The 16,257-nt window shown below is 40.6% G+C and carries 17 protein-coding genes; 7 read left to right on the plus strand and 10 right to left on the minus strand.

Features of this window, described 5'->3' with window-relative positions:
- Positions 1-46 precede the first annotated feature (46 nt).
- Positions 47-1,102: a dTDP-glucose 4,6-dehydratase gene (rfbB, locus tag E0F88_RS10760; protein WP_131958234.1), complete on the minus strand. Its 1,056-nt coding sequence runs from the start codon at positions 1,100-1,102 to the stop codon at positions 47-49.
- On the minus strand, positions 1,099-2,118 hold the full coding sequence (gene galE / locus E0F88_RS10765; protein WP_131958235.1) for a UDP-glucose 4-epimerase GalE: 1,020 nt from the start codon (positions 2,116-2,118) through the stop codon (positions 1,099-1,101). Before galE ends, rfbB begins: the two co-directional genes overlap by 4 nt.
- 213 nt (positions 2,119-2,331) lie before the next feature.
- Here galE and E0F88_RS10770 point away from each other — a divergent pair, with 213 nt between their 5' ends.
- Positions 2,332-3,180 carry a transglutaminase-like domain-containing protein gene (locus E0F88_RS10770; RefSeq protein ID WP_131958236.1) on the plus strand — a complete coding sequence of 283 codons (849 nt, stop codon included), beginning with the start codon at positions 2,332-2,334 and terminating at the stop codon, positions 3,178-3,180.
- On the opposite strand, the gene E0F88_RS10775 is transcribed toward E0F88_RS10770, so the two are convergent.
- The gene (locus E0F88_RS10775) at positions 3,181-3,816 is read right to left on the minus strand and encodes a 4'-phosphopantetheinyl transferase family protein (RefSeq protein ID WP_131958237.1); all 636 of its coding nucleotides are present in this window, start codon (positions 3,814-3,816) and stop codon (positions 3,181-3,183) included.
- Positions 3,817-4,027: 211 nt separating this feature from the next.
- On the opposite strand from E0F88_RS10775, the gene E0F88_RS10780 reads away from it, so the two are divergent.
- From E0F88_RS10780 to folB, 3 genes are all read left to right on the plus strand, one after another.
- Positions 4,028-4,930, plus strand: coding sequence for a WD40 repeat domain-containing protein (locus E0F88_RS10780; RefSeq protein WP_131958238.1), 903 nt, complete (start codon positions 4,028-4,030; stop codon positions 4,928-4,930).
- 104 nt (positions 4,931-5,034) lie between these two features.
- Positions 5,035-5,991, plus strand: a complete 957-nt coding sequence (locus E0F88_RS10785; protein WP_131958239.1) for a DivIVA domain-containing protein — start codon at positions 5,035-5,037, stop codon at positions 5,989-5,991.
- Complete coding sequence (gene folB, locus E0F88_RS10790; protein ID WP_131958240.1) at positions 5,991-6,341, plus strand: dihydroneopterin aldolase; 351 nt, start codon at positions 5,991-5,993, stop codon at positions 6,339-6,341. The genes E0F88_RS10785 and folB overlap by 1 nt, the downstream gene beginning before the upstream one ends.
- 59 nt (positions 6,342-6,400) lie before the next feature.
- Here the strand turns inward: folB and E0F88_RS10795 are convergent, their stop codons facing one another.
- The 4 genes from E0F88_RS10795 to E0F88_RS10810 all read right to left on the minus strand — a co-directional run bounded on the left by E0F88_RS10795 (position 6,401) and on the right by E0F88_RS10810 (position 10,038).
- Complete coding sequence (locus E0F88_RS10795; protein WP_131958241.1) at positions 6,401-6,700, minus strand: rhodanese-like domain-containing protein; 300 nt, start codon at positions 6,698-6,700, stop codon at positions 6,401-6,403.
- A gap of 21 nt (positions 6,701-6,721) precedes the next feature.
- A complete protein-coding gene (locus E0F88_RS10800; protein ID WP_131958242.1) occupies positions 6,722-8,599 on the minus strand; it encodes a T9SS type A sorting domain-containing protein in 1,878 nt (625 codons plus the stop codon).
- On the minus strand, positions 8,571-9,374 hold the full coding sequence (locus E0F88_RS10805; RefSeq protein WP_131958243.1) for a PASTA domain-containing protein: 804 nt from the start codon (positions 9,372-9,374) through the stop codon (positions 8,571-8,573). The genes E0F88_RS10800 and E0F88_RS10805 overlap by 29 nt, the downstream gene beginning before the upstream one ends.
- A 70-nt stretch (positions 9,375-9,444) precedes the next feature.
- Positions 9,445-10,038 (minus strand): riboflavin synthase, encoded by a 594-nt coding sequence (locus E0F88_RS10810; RefSeq protein ID WP_131958244.1) that lies wholly within the window; start codon positions 10,036-10,038, stop codon positions 9,445-9,447.
- Between the two features lie 176 nt (positions 10,039-10,214).
- Between E0F88_RS10810 and hisB the strand changes: the two genes are divergently transcribed.
- From hisB to E0F88_RS10830, 3 genes are all read left to right on the plus strand, one after another.
- Positions 10,215-11,339 (plus strand): bifunctional histidinol-phosphatase/imidazoleglycerol-phosphate dehydratase HisB, encoded by a 1,125-nt coding sequence (gene hisB, locus E0F88_RS10815; protein ID WP_131958245.1) that lies wholly within the window; start codon positions 10,215-10,217, stop codon positions 11,337-11,339.
- Between the two features lie 764 nt (positions 11,340-12,103).
- Entirely contained in the window at positions 12,104-12,757 is a 654-nt protein-coding gene (can, locus tag E0F88_RS10825) for a carbonate dehydratase (protein WP_131958247.1), read from the plus strand.
- A gap of 36 nt (positions 12,758-12,793) precedes the next feature.
- Positions 12,794-14,371 (plus strand): SulP family inorganic anion transporter, encoded by a 1,578-nt coding sequence (locus E0F88_RS10830; RefSeq protein ID WP_131958248.1) that lies wholly within the window; start codon positions 12,794-12,796, stop codon positions 14,369-14,371.
- Positions 14,372-14,531: 160 nt separating this feature from the next.
- Here E0F88_RS10830 and E0F88_RS10835 read toward each other — a convergent pair whose 3' ends face one another.
- The 3 genes from E0F88_RS10835 to E0F88_RS10845 are packed head-to-tail and all read right to left on the minus strand — an operon-like array spanning position 14,532 to position 16,042.
- Positions 14,532-14,987: a hypothetical protein gene (locus E0F88_RS10835; protein ID WP_131958249.1), complete on the minus strand. Its 456-nt coding sequence runs from the start codon at positions 14,985-14,987 to the stop codon at positions 14,532-14,534.
- An 18-nt stretch (positions 14,988-15,005) separates the two neighbouring features.
- Positions 15,006-15,446: a hypothetical protein gene (locus E0F88_RS10840; RefSeq protein WP_131958250.1), complete on the minus strand. Its 441-nt coding sequence runs from the start codon at positions 15,444-15,446 to the stop codon at positions 15,006-15,008.
- A 53-nt stretch (positions 15,447-15,499) separates the two neighbouring features.
- Positions 15,500-16,042 (minus strand): RNA polymerase sigma factor, encoded by a 543-nt coding sequence (locus tag E0F88_RS10845; RefSeq protein ID WP_131958251.1) that lies wholly within the window; start codon positions 16,040-16,042, stop codon positions 15,500-15,502.
- Positions 16,043-16,257: the final 215 nt, after the last annotated feature.

Below are 16,257 nucleotides of genomic sequence, written 5' to 3' on the forward strand. Positions count from 1 at the left end.
CGGCCTTTAAAATTTAGGTGAATATATTTTTAGTCCAAACAACCGGTTATCTGGCTGCGTACATATCACTGTAATACTTTTGGTAGTTACCCGAAGTGACATTTTCAAGCCATTCTCCATTTGCCAGGTACCAGTCAACCGTTCTTTCCAAACCTTCTTCAAACTGAAGAGAAGGTTTCCAGCCCAATTCTTCCGAAAGCTTTGTTGCATCAATTGCATAACGAAGATCATGCCCTGCTCGGTCGGTTACATAAGTGATCAGCTTTTCTGTTTCCCCATCGGCACGGCCAAGTTTTTTATCCATCAAACGGCAAAGCACAAGAACAAGGTCCAGATTTTTCCATTCGTTATGGCCGCCTATGTTGTAGGTTTCGCCATTTTTTCCGTCATGGAAAATCACATCGATCGCTATTGCATGGTCCTCAACAAACAACCAGTCGCGTACATTTTCGCCTTTTCCATAAACAGGAAGCGGTTTGCTTTGAATGATGTTATGAATCATCAACGGAATCAGTTTCTCAGGAAAGTGATTGGGTCCGTAGTTGTTGGAACAGTTTGAAATGACAACCGGAAGTTTGTAAGTGTTTTCATAAGCACGTACAAAATGGTCGGATGACGCTTTGGAAGCTGAATATGGCGAACGGGGATCATAACTTGTTTCCTCAGTAAAGAAAGTACCGGGATCATGCAGTTCTCCATAAACCTCGTCGGTCGAGACATGATAGAAACGGCGTCCTGCAAAATTATCTTTCCAGGTTTTTCTGGCAGCATTAAGTAAATTAACTGTTCCAACCACATTGGTCATCACAAATGACATCGGATCGGTAATAGATCTGTCTACATGACTTTCAGCAGCAAGGTGAATGATTCCGTGAAAATCGTTTTCAGAAATTAATTTGTCGATAAATTCAGCATCAACAATATCACCTTTAACGAAGGTATAATTAGGTGCGTTTTCAATATCACGCAGGTTTTCAAGATTCCCTGCATAGGTAAGCGCATCCAGGTTATAGATATGATATTCAGGATGATAAGTTACAAAACGCCTGACAACATGTGAGCCGATAAATCCCGCACCACCTGTAATTAAGATTTTTTTCATTGTTTCGGTGTAATTTTTAATTGCCAATTCCATGCATCACGAAGAGCATCAGCCATAGTTTTTTCAGCTGTCCATTTCATAACGTTATTCACTTTATCCGACTGGGCGTATATTTTTTCCACATCCCCTTCCCTTCTCGGTCCGATTGCATAGTTAACCTTAACGCCATTTACATCTTCAAAAGTATTGATCAGGTCCAGTACGGTGTAACCCTCTCCGGTTCCTACATTAAATACATCGTAGTGATTTTCTGTTTCAGTTTCCTGCAAAAGGGAGAGCGCTTTTACATGTGCCTTTGCAAGATCTACCACATGAATAAAATCGCGAATACAGGTTCCATCCGGTGTGTTATAATCACTTCCGAATACGGTCAATGATTTGCGTAAACCTGCGGCAGTTTGCGTGATAAATGGCACCAGGTTACTGGGAACACCATTTGGCAATTCACCGATCAATGAAGATTCATGTGCTCCTATCGGATTAAAATAGCGCAAAGCAAGTGCTTTCAGGCCCGGACCTGAATAAACGTGATCTCTGATAATATCTTCCGCAATAGCTTTGGTATTCCCATAAGGTGAATTTGCCGGCTTACGTGGGGTTAATTCGGTTACAGGCAATGCATCCGGCTGTCCGTAAACCGTGCAGGATGAAGAGAATACGAAGTTTTTTACATCGAATTCTTTCATTACCCTTAACAAAACAAGAAGTGAGATCAGATTGTTTTCGTAATAATTCAATGGTTTTTCTACCGACTCTCCTACCGCTTTATAAGCAGCAAAATGGATAACACCATCAAACTTTTCTTTCTCAAACAGACTTCTTACCTTCTCGACATCGTTACAATCTATATTGTAGAATGGAAAATCTTTTCCGGTAATACTTTTAATTCCTTTTAAAACATCCAGATTAGAATTGTAGAGATTATCAATAATAACCGGTTCAAATCCTGCCTCATCCAGCTCAACCACTGTGTGAGATCCTATAAAACCCACACCTCCTGTAACGAGTATTTTCATGTTATTTGACTATAATTTTCAGAATGTATTGGACAACGTTTTTGAGTAAAATGCTATTATCTAAATGCGAAAAAAGGATTTTTACCAATTATTGGTACTGTCAAACCTACAATTAAGTCACATTTTTTTCCGGGCAAAAGTAGAAAATTTGACGTCCATAAAAAAAAAATGTTTTTATTTATCCGTTGGTTGTAAAATGCAGATTCGAGGAAAATGAACCAGAGAGAAATTAAAGCACTGATATCCCTGCTTGATGACGATGATCATGAAGTAAGTCAGCACGTTGAGGGAAAGATATTATCCCTCGGCGGGCATGTGATCCCTTTTCTGGAAACTGAATGGGAAGAAAGCTTCAATCCGATTATTCAACGGAAGATCGAAGAGCTTATTCATGAGCTGCAGCTAAGCATTATGATTGAAAGGCTGCAGGCATGGAAAAATGGAGGAGGCCTGGATTTACTGGAAGGAATGTGGATTCTGGCTACCTATCTTTATCCGGATTTGTCAATGGAAAAGCTGAAAACTTCGATTGACCAGTTGTATTATGACATCTGGACCCATTTCAGGGAAGAAATGAACGGCGTTGATCAGGTTAAACTCATCAATAGTATTTTCTTCGGCCCAATGAACTTTGCGGCGAATACCAAAAATTTTCATTCACCTTCCAATTCGATGATCAACGTCGTGCTGGAAAGCAAGCGCGGTAATCCGATTACGCTTTGTGTAATTTATCTATTGGTTGCCAGAAAGCTGGATATGCCTGTTTATGGTGTGAACCTGCCAAACCTTTTTGTATTAACTTATAAAAGTGAAGCAACGCAGTTTTATATCAATGTTTTCAACAGGGGTATTATTTTCTCTAAAACAGATATCGACCACTACATTGCCCAGCTGAATATTAAATCAAAAGATATCTTTTATCAACCCTGTACGAACCTGGAAATTATTCAGCGTGTACTTCGTAACCTGATTCTATCTTACGAAAAAACCAGTGAGCAGGAAAAAAGCAAGGAAATTGAGAAAATTCTGAAATCTACGCTGGATGACAGCCTTGGAGATTAACTAAATGGCAATAGCCAGACAATGATCTCCAAACCAACGCAGATGCACAGGTGAATGAACAGTCACTTTTTCTTCGGGATCTGTCAGGACTGCTGAAATCTGAACATCATTTTCGGAAAAAGCTTCGATAAAAATAGAGTCTTTAAAACTGATTTTCTTTTTACCATACAGCTTGTAAATAGCTTCCTTCGCACACCAGTAAATACAAAGAGCTGTGAGATCCTGTCCGGCACGCAACTGTTCTTCCTCTGAAAGGAATTTTCGTGAGGTACGCTGTAACTTATCACTCATTTTTTCCATATCGATACCTACCGGAGATGAAAGATTGATGACTGCTGCAACGTAATCCGCTGTGTGTGTAAGGGAAATATGTGAGTCGTTGTTGACCAGGAAAGCTTTGCCATGTTCATCTTTATGTGTTCCTTCATAAAAACGCCCGGATTGTTCGGCCAAAGTTTTGATCAAAAGACGGCTGGCCAGCCACTCTCTTATTTTCTGGGGATGACTTATGGACTCAAGGTCACCAAAATTATAAGTAAAACCCAGGCTTTCCCGAAGCTCAGTTTCACTTTCCGTTAAGCTCCACAGCAGCAGTGTACTATTCTCTTCAATCTTTTCGGAATGAACGAGGGGCATATTTATTCTGTTTAAAAATTCTCTGACGATATTAAATTAGCAACAATATTAGCCATATGGCTTTTAGTATTAAGCTTTGAGACGAAACAAAATGATATTTGTAAAATATAAAAGTATCAAAATTCTTAGTTGTTAAATCTCAAAAGTGCCGGTTAGCCAAATTTGCTGCCAATAAGTTCTTGTTGGCACTAATGATATAAGCCCGTAAAAAATGAACATTCGTAAAATAGATACTTTTTCCGGTCATCGGGACAGCGTTTATACAATAATTTCTGATGGCACAGGGCATGGGTTCTATTCGTCCGGTGGTGACGGGTTTGTTATTCAATGGGATCAGAGAAAGCCTGATCTGGGAAAACTGGTGGCCCGGGCCGGTGTTTCTGTTTATGCGCTTGCCTTTGACAAAGAAAATCAGATGTTATGGATCGGGCAAAACTTTGAAGGAATTCAGCTTCTCCACCTTTCAGGCGGGACCATACAAAATACAGCCCGGATTACGACATCAGCCATTTTTGATATTCAATTATTTAATGGGAAAGCGCTGGTCGCCCTGGGTGATGGTGTAATTGCAATCATGGATATTGATTCTTTCGCACTTCAAAAACATATTAAAGTATCAGACAAAAGTATACGCTCAATTTCCGTCAACCCATCCACATCAGAATTTGCATCCGGGGACAGCAGTCATCGTGTGCACATTTTCGACGCGGAGGATTTTAAATTAAAAAAAACAATACAATCTCATACAAATTCCGTCTTTTCTGTACAATATTCGCCGGATGGTCGTTTGCTCTTTACCATGGGGCGGGACGCGAGTGTAAAAATTTGGGATGTAAACAACAATTATGAGCCTGTAAAGGATCTGGCTGCCCACATGTATGCTGTGAATAACCTGAGTTTTAGTCCGGATGGAAAATATTTTGCTACCTGTAGTATGGATAAATCGGTAAAACTTTGGGATGCGTCGACATTTCAGCTCAAAAAAATTATTGACCGGTCACGGCTTGCCGGCCATGGCACATCGGTGAACAAATTATTATGGACCAGTTATGAGAATCAGCTCATTTCATGCAGCGATGACCGCATGATTTCCGTTTGGGAAGTACTCGCCTGACATACTTTTAAAAAGGTAAAATTGGCAAATACTTTGAAATATGATTCATATATCTTTAACTTACGCAGTCATAATTCAATATATAAAAAAGCACATATCACATCATGAAAATTTCCGCAATAGACATACGTAAACATACGTTTGAAAAGATTTTCAGAGGTTATGACCCTGACGAGGTCGATGCTTTTCTCAATTCATTGTCCCAGGAATGGGAGCGTTTTTCTAGTGAAAACGGACTTTTGAAGATGCAGTTGGAATATGCTGAAAAAGAACTAGGTAAGCTTAAAGACATAGAATCCACGCTTTTTCGTACCTTAAAAAGTGCGGAAGACGTAAGCAGACAGATCGAAAAGGAAGCAAATGAAAATGCTGAAAAGCGGATTGAAGAATCTAAAATTGCAGCCAACGAACTGGTTGCCGAAGCTGAAAAGCGGACGGCGCAGGTGATCAGTGAAACAGAGGCAAAGCTCAAGCGTTTCAAAGAAGAATTTGCTGCTGAAATTAAGATACAGGAAAGGGATTTCAAGGCTATTGAAAACTTCCGTGACAATCTGGTGGTACAACTTGCTTCACTTGCCAACAGCACTATTGACACAGTCGACCGCTTCGAACAGAAATATGATAAGGAGTCGGTTTTGAATAAAATGGAGGAAATAAGACAGCATGTTTCTGAAATTGAAATACCACGTAAATATGTTGCACAACAGGAAATTACAGAGCAGGAAGAAGAGCCTGAAGAAGTAAATATCATTCTGAGCGATGAAAAACCCGAAGTTGTTTTTGAAGTAGCCCGTGAGGATGAAACTGTTGAGGCACCACAGCCGGAAGAAGAAATTATTGAACAGCCGGCTGCTGCAGAAGAAGTAGCACAACCTGCTGCGGAAGTAAAAGAACCTGTGAAGAGCGCGGCGGATGCTGCAAATGAGGCATTGGCAGAAATGCACAAAACAGCTGAAAAGGCCCGGGATGAAGCATCTGCACCGCCCGTAAACAGGCCTCGGGTATACGAGAGTAACCAGCCTTCAAAAGGAGGAGGCGGATCATTTTTTGACCAGATATAATGGGAACCATCTCGCTCGAAGGACTTGAGTTTTTTGCCTACCACGGCTTTTATCCTGAAGAACAAAGAATAGGAAATAAATATGCCCTGGACATAACCGTTCAGACGGACTTTACAGAAGCTGCGAAGCACGATAAGTTAAGTGAAACTGTCAATTACGGAACACTTTACCAGATTGCGGCACGGGTAATGAAAGAACCAGCTAAGCTGCTGGAACATATCGCCTTTAAAGTCATATCCAGTGTAAGAGAACATTACCCGGACGTTGCCAACGTTACAGTGAAGGTTTCAAAATTTAATCCGCCTGTCGGAGGAGTTTGTGCCAGATCGGTTATTACAATGGAGGGATAAAAGCGAAGAGGCTGCGGTATTTAAACCGCAGCCTCTTCGCTTTTGAAAACGCTATATTTTTAATCTTCCAGATCGCGGTAAGCAAGAATTCCGCCGGTTACATTTCTCGCATTGGTAAATCCCTGTGATTCCAAAAACTTCACTGCCTTACCACTCCTCGCGCCGGAACGGCAATGAATGATGATTTCTTCATCTTTCAGATCTTTTAGCTCATCAAGATGGTCCGGCAATTCTGCCAAAGGAATCAGGATCGCACCAAGATTATCTTCTTCATATTCATGCTCTTCTCTTACATCGTAGAAATGAAGATCTTCTCCTTTATCTAATCTTTCTTTTAATTCCTCAACTGTAATATCCATGATAACAGGTTTATTTATTTGTTATTTAACAATTAACACTTTCTGTACAAATGATCGTTTCCCATCTGACGCTTTAATTAAATAAATACCATCGCCCGGAATATTTAAAGAAGCCGACTGCGTTTCTCTACCCGGCAAAACAGTCTGAATCAGACGGCCTTGGGCGGAGTAAACATCAATTCGGTTTAATGAGTTTTTCCAGTTAATAATTCCCCTTCCGGGATTAGGGAAAAAGTAGTTGTTTTCATTAGCCGATGGTTCAGTTCCGGAGATAATATCCTGTCCTGTACCTCCCAGATATGGACGAATCATGATACTTCCGTTCAGGGTGGTTTCTGCTGCCCATGAACTTCCAAGGTTATAAAACATTTTCCCTGTACCTAAACCGGAATTTCTGTCAAAGCCAAAAGTGACCGGCTCTTCATTGATCTGCAGCCAACCTACATAAAAGGTATCCGTCAGCGCGATCGGACTGGCAAAGGCGTATTCAAGAAAACCATTTCGTTCAGTTGGAAATTTTGCTGAAATGGATCGCTGAGCCAGCAACTGGTCCGGCTTACCCGATTTGTTACTATAAAGCTGAACAGTGAAGCTTTGCCCCGAAATATCTTTGTTAAACGGAACAAGCGAAAGCCTTACGCCTGCAATGGTATCCGGTTTAGCAAGTATGTACCTTACGGCAGCCCTTGCGAGCTTCTGATTAATCTGCACACCATACTCTGCGCTTCCATCGTCAAAGGAATAATAATCGCTCAAAGTGGTTACCACACTGATGCTGTCATTTCTTCTCAGGTTCAGCGACGGCACATCAGGATTTTTATCGTCAGTAGTCAGCAGGTCAAATTTGTACCGAAGCCTAATCTGTTTTAGTGCAGGATCCTGGGCTATGGGTTTAATCGCTATACTTTTTCTCTGCACCTGACTGGCCTGAATATCTACGGAAGGTGATTGATAAGTTGAAAACAGTCGCCCGGTTGTTTCATCTTTAACGGTGAATGTAAAAGACGTTCTGTTAAAGTTATTGAAGTGATTTACGATATCTGTAATGACCGAATCTTTGGTAGCTCTGGCAGAATTAAACCAGTAATGTTTGAGCGGCATGGAAGTGTAACCGTTCAGATAAGAAGTAAGCGGTTTTCGAACTGCAATGTCCCTGATAAACCGATCTCTTGCAGATCTTTTTTCATTTAAATAAACATAATCCAGATGCCACATATCATAAGATCCTGAATTACGTCCGTAAGACCGGAAACGAAACTGAAAACCTTCATGAAAATAGGAAGCAGAGCTGACTTTGATAAATTCCTGCTTAAAAATTGTATCTAAAATATAACCCTGTTGCTTCCATACGGTTGTCCAGTTTCCAAGGTTATCAAAGAATTCCAAGCTGATATAATCGCTTGAATCCGGACGCTCACCCAAACCTTTACCAAGCCAGTAAAAGCTGATATAAACCGAGTCTTTCACTGCTTTACCTGCCAGATTAACCGGCTGTGACGTGAGTGTGTCGGTAAAATTCTGAAGAAGCGGATTGGCGAAGTTATACGGCGAACCCGCTGCATTTAATCCGTCGAAGGTGGCCACGTTTACCGAAGGATGATTGGTTGTCAGCGTATTATTTACATAAACCCCGCTGCCCTGCATCCAGAATTGTGAATCAGGATTTTTGGTAGCCGTTGTAGAAAAATCGTCGAAGAAAGGCAAACTTAAAGATGCCGTGGTTCTGGCACTGTTATTAGGTTCACCAGCTGAATTTTCAAATTCATGACTGCCAATCGGAACAAGTTCCAGTTGGGCATAAACTGATTGACACTGAAAAACAATCGGTGCCAAAAGCAGGAATATTTTTGTAAATGAAAAAGATGTTTTATTAAATCTGTTCAGGTTGTGTGTTTCCATTCTCAATAGGTTCAGCTGCCGGAGGAGTTACCCACAGATCAATTACATCTCCAATTCTAACGTTATTTCCTCCCTCAGGATTTTGTTTGACAACTGCACCAGGCGCCTGTCCTTCTTCCAAAGGTAATGTCATCACCTGTCCTATTTTCAGACCGGCACCGATAAGAACGATTTTAGCTTCTTCCAATGGCATGTCAATCACCGAAGGTGCTTCAAACTGCGCAGTACCCAAACCCTCTCCCAATTCCAGGTCTATTTTTGATCCTTTTGGAATTGGCTGTCCGGGCTGGATCACCTGCCCGTTATACATTTGACGTAAAACCGCGTTCTGAGCCATATCCGGTACGTAAGAGATATTACCCTCTTCAAGTCCAACACTTTTTAAGAGCATCTGTGCACTTCGGTGGGTCATATCCGTTAGTTTAGGCATCTTGATCAGCGGCGCAGTTCTGGACACCACTGTCACATAAATCTTTCGACCTTCCTTCACCTTAGCCCCCGGGAGCGGATATTGGGCCAGAATTGTCAGCGGAGGGATATTTGCCACATAGGTACAATCACTCACTTCGTAACGCAGATCCCTTGAATCAAGAAAGTCTTCCAGGCCTTCAACACTCTTCTTTTTGAGATCAGGAACAGTGATGGCTTCGCCGTGATTGGTTGTAAAGGGCAGATAGATAAAAAAGAAACCGAGGAAAAACACCAATATCAGGGAGCAGATGATTCCGATGTGTATAAAAAGATCACTCCGGGATTGCGTACTTATTTTTGCCATGGAGGTGCTTAAAACAATTTATTTATTTTGAAAAGTAAAAATAGAAGTAATATTTCAGGATGCCAATATTCTAGGCCTGATACCGCCCAAGAATACGTTTTATGTATTTACCTAATATGTCAAATTCCAGATTGGCCACATCACCTTCATTTAATGCGTGAAAATTGGTAAAAGAATAAGTATACGGAATAATCGCCACCCGGAAGGTATCGTTTTCTGAATTAAAAACGGTCAGACTCACTCCATTGATACAAATAGAACCTTTTTCTACCGTAATATTTCCAAGACCCGCGTCATACTGAAAATCAAAAAGCCAGCTTCCGTCGCGGTTTTCTTTTTTTATACAAACCGCTGTCTGATCAACGTGCCCCTGCACGATATGTCCGTCGAAGCGCCCGTTCGCCGGCATACAACGTTCCAGGTTTAGTTTATCTGATTGTTTGACGGCATTTAAATTTGTCTTCAGTAGCGTTTCTTCAATAGCCGTTACTTTGTAAACATCGCCAATAACTTCTGTTACCGTAAGGCAAACGCCGTTGTGACTGATACTCTGATCTATTTTAAAATCAGAAGCGATTGGAGATTTTAATGTGAAAGTTTTATTGGTACCTTCCTCTTTAATATCGATTACTTCTGCTAAGGATTCAACGATTCCTGTAAACATTACCTGCTGCGTTTTAAATTCGGCACAAAGTTACAATATCTTTAAAACCTAACGCGAATACACCGATGCCAGTTGTGAATTAGTTTTATATAGACTTTTCTAATCCATATACTTTACGAACTTTGTGCAAAATTTCTTCCAGCCTTTCGGGCAGACCAATTGTTATTCTTAAATCAATGAAAAAAGTACTTTTTATAGACCGCGACGGCACGATGATCGTTGAACCACCCACAGATTTCCAGGTAGATTCTCTTGAAAAACTGGAATTCATCCCAAAAACTATTTCAAATCTCAGGCGAATTTCAGAAGAAACGGATTATGAATTTGTGATGGTTACCAACCAGGACGGTCTGGGAACGGCTTCTTTTCCTGAGGATACTTTCTGGCCTGCACAGAATAAAATGGTTCAGACACTGGCGGGAGAAAATATTATTTTCAGCCAGACACACATTGACCGCAGTTTTCCGGAAGATAACCTCGATACCCGCAAACCAGGAACCGGGATGCTGGGAACTTACTTTTCAGCAGACTATGATCTGGAAAACAGCTATGTAATTGGGGACCGTCTTACTGATGTTCAACTGGCCGTAAATCTGGGAGCAAAAGCAATTTTGTTCGCTTCTTCACAACCAACTGAGGGCATTTCCGAAGAGATGAACAACGCTATCTCTTTTGTATCTAATGACTGGGATGCCATTTATGAACATTTGAAACTACCCTCACGAACTGCCTTTGTAGAAAGAAATACAAAAGAGACACAAATTAAGATTGAGCTGAATCTGGACGGAAGCGGCCGGTCGAGCATTCACACCGGACTTGGCTTTTATGACCATATGCTGGATCAGCTTGCCAGACATTCAGGAGCAGACATCACAATTCATGTAGATGGTGATTTGCATATTGACGAACATCATACTATTGAAGACACGGCGCTTGCACTTGGCGATGCATACAGACAGGCACTGGGAGATAAACGTGGAATTAGCCGCTATGGATTCCTGCTTCCGATGGATGAAGCGCTTGCCCAGGTAGCAATTGATTTTTCAGGAAGACCCTGGCTGGTTTGGGATGCAGAATTTAAGAGAGAAAAAATTGGTGAAATGCCAACAGAAATGTTCTATCACTTTTTTAAATCTTTCTCCGACACCTCATTGTGTAACCTGAATATTAAAGTAGAAGGTCAAAACGAGCATCACAAAATTGAGTCGATCTTTAAGGGTTTTGCAAAAGCAATCAAAATGGCTGTTCGACGTGATTTGAAAGCACTTGATTTTCTGCCATCTACAAAGGGTGTCCTATAATTTTTTAAACAGACGTTGGTCGTAGGACTTTTTTGTATATTTTTGCAAGTATAGAACCAGAGAAAATCCGATATTTTATGTTCATGACGATTATTATGATCGCTTTTTACATCGTTTTGCTGGGTTCAGCTTTTGTAGTTGGACGTTGGCTGGAAAACCATGAAAAAGGCTGGAGACCTTAACATAATATAAAGGGGTGTATTCGTACATCCCTTTTTTTATGTCAAATTTGCCAATAGAGAAGTAAGTTTTAATCAAAAATCCTTTTCTAAATTATATCGATTTTAAATTACCGAACGTTTAACGCTCGTATATTGTTACCAAAGCCGGAATAAAGTAAACTTATCAGTTGAAAAATCTTTGTCTCATATTGCTCACAATCTTCTTCTTCTGTAAGTCAACAGATGTTGCGAGCCTTCTGTCGATAAAAAGTAAAGTTACTGCTGCCTGTAAAACAGACAATTGTGACAATGAAAAAACTGAGGTTGAGAAAATTGCGGATGACCAGCAATTGGTAAATAATTCAATAACACTACAACATAATACGGCAACAGTTATTCTTAAAACTGTTTTCTCCTACGCCGTACAATGCGAAAATGAGATTTTCAAGAATCTCTTTTCTCCCCCACCCGAGTCAGTCTGATTTCACTTACGATTTGATACCCATTCATGCATTGGTTTGCCTGTTCGTCCTTCTAAGGCTGAACTTATTGGCATATATGCATTTTATTCAATTCATATAATAAGATCGAAATTCAGAAATCATGATTAAAACATATCAGAATCTATTCCAGAATAACAAAAGATGGGTTTCAAACACACTCAAAGAAGACCCGGAATTTTTTAATAATCTTGCCCAGGGACAAAGTCCTCAATTCCTGTGGATTGGATGTTCTGACAGCCGTGTTCCCGCCAATGAAATTACAGGTACAGTTCCAGGTGACATATTTGTACACAGAAATATTGCCAACATGGTTGTACATACGGATATGAGTATGTTGAGTGTACTCGATTATTCGATCAATGTTCTTGGCGTTAAACACGTGATGGTGGTTGGGCACTATGGCTGCGGAGGTGTGAAGGCTGCGATGGGCAATAAGCAGGTTGGCCTTATCGACAATTGGCTGCGTAATATTAAAGATGTTTACAGATTGCATGCACTGGAATTGAATGCAATCGAAGATCCCCATGCACGCTCTAATCGCCTCGTTGAGCTAAATGTGCAGGAACAGGTATTTAACCTGACTAAAACATCAATTGTACAAAATGCCTGGGCAAACGGAAAAGATCTGCTTGTTCATGGTATTGTATATGATGTGAACGACGGTATGCTCAGAGACATGGACATAACCGTGGGTGATGGCAGTAAAATGGACAGCGTATACAAATTCGAGTTGGAAAAAATCCTTCACGACTAGGCAATATTGGCAACCCTCTAAGTTTAATTAATTCAAATGTCAGCTAATAAAAATAATTTATTTACCAATCTTAAATACGATTTCCCTGCGGGTCTGGTCGTTTATCTGGTAGCGTTGCCACTCTGTCTTGGAGTGGCTCTGGCTTCAACCGGGCGGTCTGATCTGTTATTTTCAGGAATCATTGCAGGTGTGGTTGGCGGAATTGTAGTAGGTTTGATCAGTGGCTCCTCACTTGGAGTTTCCGGACCTGCTGCCGGTTTGGTTGTCATCGTACTTACGGCTCTGGAAACACTTGGCAGCTTTGAAATATTTCTTCTTGCCGTTGTAATAGCCGGAATACTGCAGGTTATCGCGGGTTTTCTTAAAGCAGGAGTTATTGGATATTACTTCCCTTCAGCAGTTATTAAAGGAATGCTTGCCGCCATTGGGATAACCCTAATCTTAAAAGAGATTCCTCACGCATTTGGATACGACGCCGACTTTATGGGAGATGAAGCGTTCGCCCAAAAAGACGGCCAAAATACATTTACCGAATTATTCAACGCAGTAAAGTATAGCAGCACCGGAGCGATAATCATCTCAGCTGTTTCTCTGGGTTTGCTCATTCTATTTGACACACCCTTCATGAAGAGAATTCAGTTGTTTAGATTTTTGCCCGGCGCTCTTTTCGTGGTGATGATCGGCGTAGTACTGAACCTGGTTTTCTCAACTGCTTTTCCCCAATGGGTTCTTTCCGGAGATCATTTGGTTCAGTTGCCTGTTGCGTCGAGCGCATCCGAGTTTTTTAGTTTTTTCAAAACTCCTGATTTTTCTGCTTTGCAAAAAGTAGAGGTTTATACCGTAGCCGTTACCATTGCAATTGTAGCAAGTCTTGAATCACTTCTTTCCGTTGAAGCGACAGACAAGCTGGACCCGTACAAAAGGGATACACCTACAAACCGTGAGCTAATCGCGCAAGGCATTGGAAACATCACGTCCGGGCTGATAGGCGGGCTTCCGATTACGCAGGTAATTGTAAGAAGTTCAGCTAATATAGCATCCGGAGGAAGATCAAAAATGGGTACGATTATACATGGGACAATACTGTTGCTGTCAGCAGTTTTTATTCCAAAATATATCAATTACGTCCCCCTTTCCTGTCTTGCAGCTATTCTTTTGGTGGTTGGTTACAAGCTTTCCAAATTTTCGCTTTATCAGGGAATGTACAAACTTGGAAGAGAACAATTTGTACCTTTCATCGTGACTGTAATTGCTATACTTAGCACCGACTTACTAAAAGGTATCGCGATTGGGATGGTTGTAGCGATTTACTTTATTCTGAGTAAGAATTATAAACATTCTTATCATTACAAAAAAGAAGAACACCGAGATGGCGACGTCATTACACTTTTACTTTCGGAAGAAGTTACGTTTTTAAATAAGGGAAGTATCGGGTTAACCCTGGACAACTTACCTGAAAACTCTACGGTAATTATCGACGGCAGTAAATCGATTCATATTGATTACGATGTTCTTGAAATCATTCAGGATTTTAAGGAACACACAGCTCCGCAGCGAAACATAACTGTTGAAACCAGAGGAATCAAAGGCGTATCTTCTGTCGGTGGGCATTAATAGGTTAAATGAGCTTTTGAAGAGACCAGATCTGTAAAGGTTTGGTCTCTTTTCGTATTAACAGAAGACTAACAGCAAAAAATCCCGCAAAAGATAAGTCTGTCGCGGGATTAAGATAAAAGGTAATAAGTCGATTTAATATCTAATTTTGCTTCTCTGCCTATTGTTGTTTAAGACGCTGAAGAAGCATATCATTAAATGCCTTTTCTGCCTTGTATAATTCGATAACCTGATTTGCCGAAATCACTTTTAAAAAACGGCTCTGATATTCTTTATCAAGATCAAGTTCCTTTTGTCTCAATTCCTGAACTTCTTTCAGATTTCCAAGTACCTGCTCATCCGTTTTGCCCTCAGCCTTTTTATCATTGATGATTCTGCGCTGAGCACGATGAATCTCTCTTCTTTTTTGAGAATATTCATTATAAACAGGCCAGAATCCGGCGGACTGTTCAGAAGTAAGGTTCAATCGGTTTGTAATAATGGCAACTTTGCTATCCTGTATTTTTTTCATCTCTTCTTCCGATCTGCGCTGTGCCTGGGCAGCATTTACTGAAAGGAAAAGCAGCAACGTAAACGACAATCCGTATTTTAGTTTTTTAATCAATTGTAAGTTCATCTTTTTAATTTGTTAGGGTCAAATGGTTTCTGATCCGGAGGCAGACTCGATAATTTGCTCACGAATAAAATCGCTGTCCATCCCATCCAGATAATTTAGTATCGTTGAGTCTGTTTCAAAGGCTTTCTGAACAACCTTGTGCTCGCTCAGGTCATAATAATTAATGTTCTGATCTTCCAGATATGCAACGATCGAAGCGTCGCTGACACCGCTAAGCGGTTCCTGACCCAGCGATCCCTGGCGTTCCGGGACGGTAACCCATACCAGCACAAATATCAAAGCCATTGCGGAAACAAGTGCCATCGAACGCTGCCACGACCATCCAACAAGAGGCTGGCGAACCGGCTCTGACGGAATTCTCGACTGGATAATTTGAGGAAGTTTATCAAAATAGCCCTCCGGCACAGTGAACGGCATATCCTTTTTTATATCATCCAGCCGTATACGATTTTTGTCCATGATTTTAGTATTTCTTGTCTTGCCAATGTTTGACCTTCTTTTGAAGAAAAAGTTTAATCCGTTTCGTTTAAAAAATCTTCAATTTTTTTCGTTGCCCAGTGGTAGGAGGCTTTTAAAGCGCCAACCGATGTGCCTGTTATCTGGGAAATTTCCTCATAGGGCAATTCCTCAAAATATTTTAAATTGAAAACAAGTCTTTGCTTGTCCGGTAACTTTAAAAGCGCCTGCTGTAATTTCAGCTGTATGTCGTCACCACTTACCAGTGGGTCTGCTTCGAGCTTTTCACTGAGCTCGTTTTCGATATCATATATAGGAATAAAAAACCGCTTTCTTTTTTTATTTAAAAAATTAATAGCTTCGTTACTGGCGATACGATACAGCCAGGTATAAAATTTGGCATCACCGCGAAAGTTTTCCAGGGCAGTCCAGGCTTTAATAAAAACATCCTGGGTGATATCGTTTGCATCGTCATGATCTACAACCATTTTACGCACCAGCCAATAGACTTTCTGCTGATACTTACGCACCAGTTGGTTGAAAGCGTTTCTACGCGTTTCAGGATTTTGATATAAGGCTAATAATTCTTCGTCAGACATTTATAAAACAAACCTGTTTGTTGATTACAGGTTAAAACCGGAAGGAACCATTCCTGTGGTAAGGTTGAACTGATTCAGGATTTTTTCAACGCATGCCAATACTACTTTATTTTTCCAATATGGGCAAATAAAATTAAAGTCTTACATAAAGCAAAACAATGATTTTGCTTTATGTAAGACTCCAAAATTTTCAATTATAATAACAGTCAGGCAAC

The organism is Dyadobacter psychrotolerans (assembly GCF_004349265.1).
Classification (GTDB): domain Bacteria; phylum Bacteroidota; class Bacteroidia; order Cytophagales; family Spirosomataceae; genus Dyadobacter; species Dyadobacter psychrotolerans.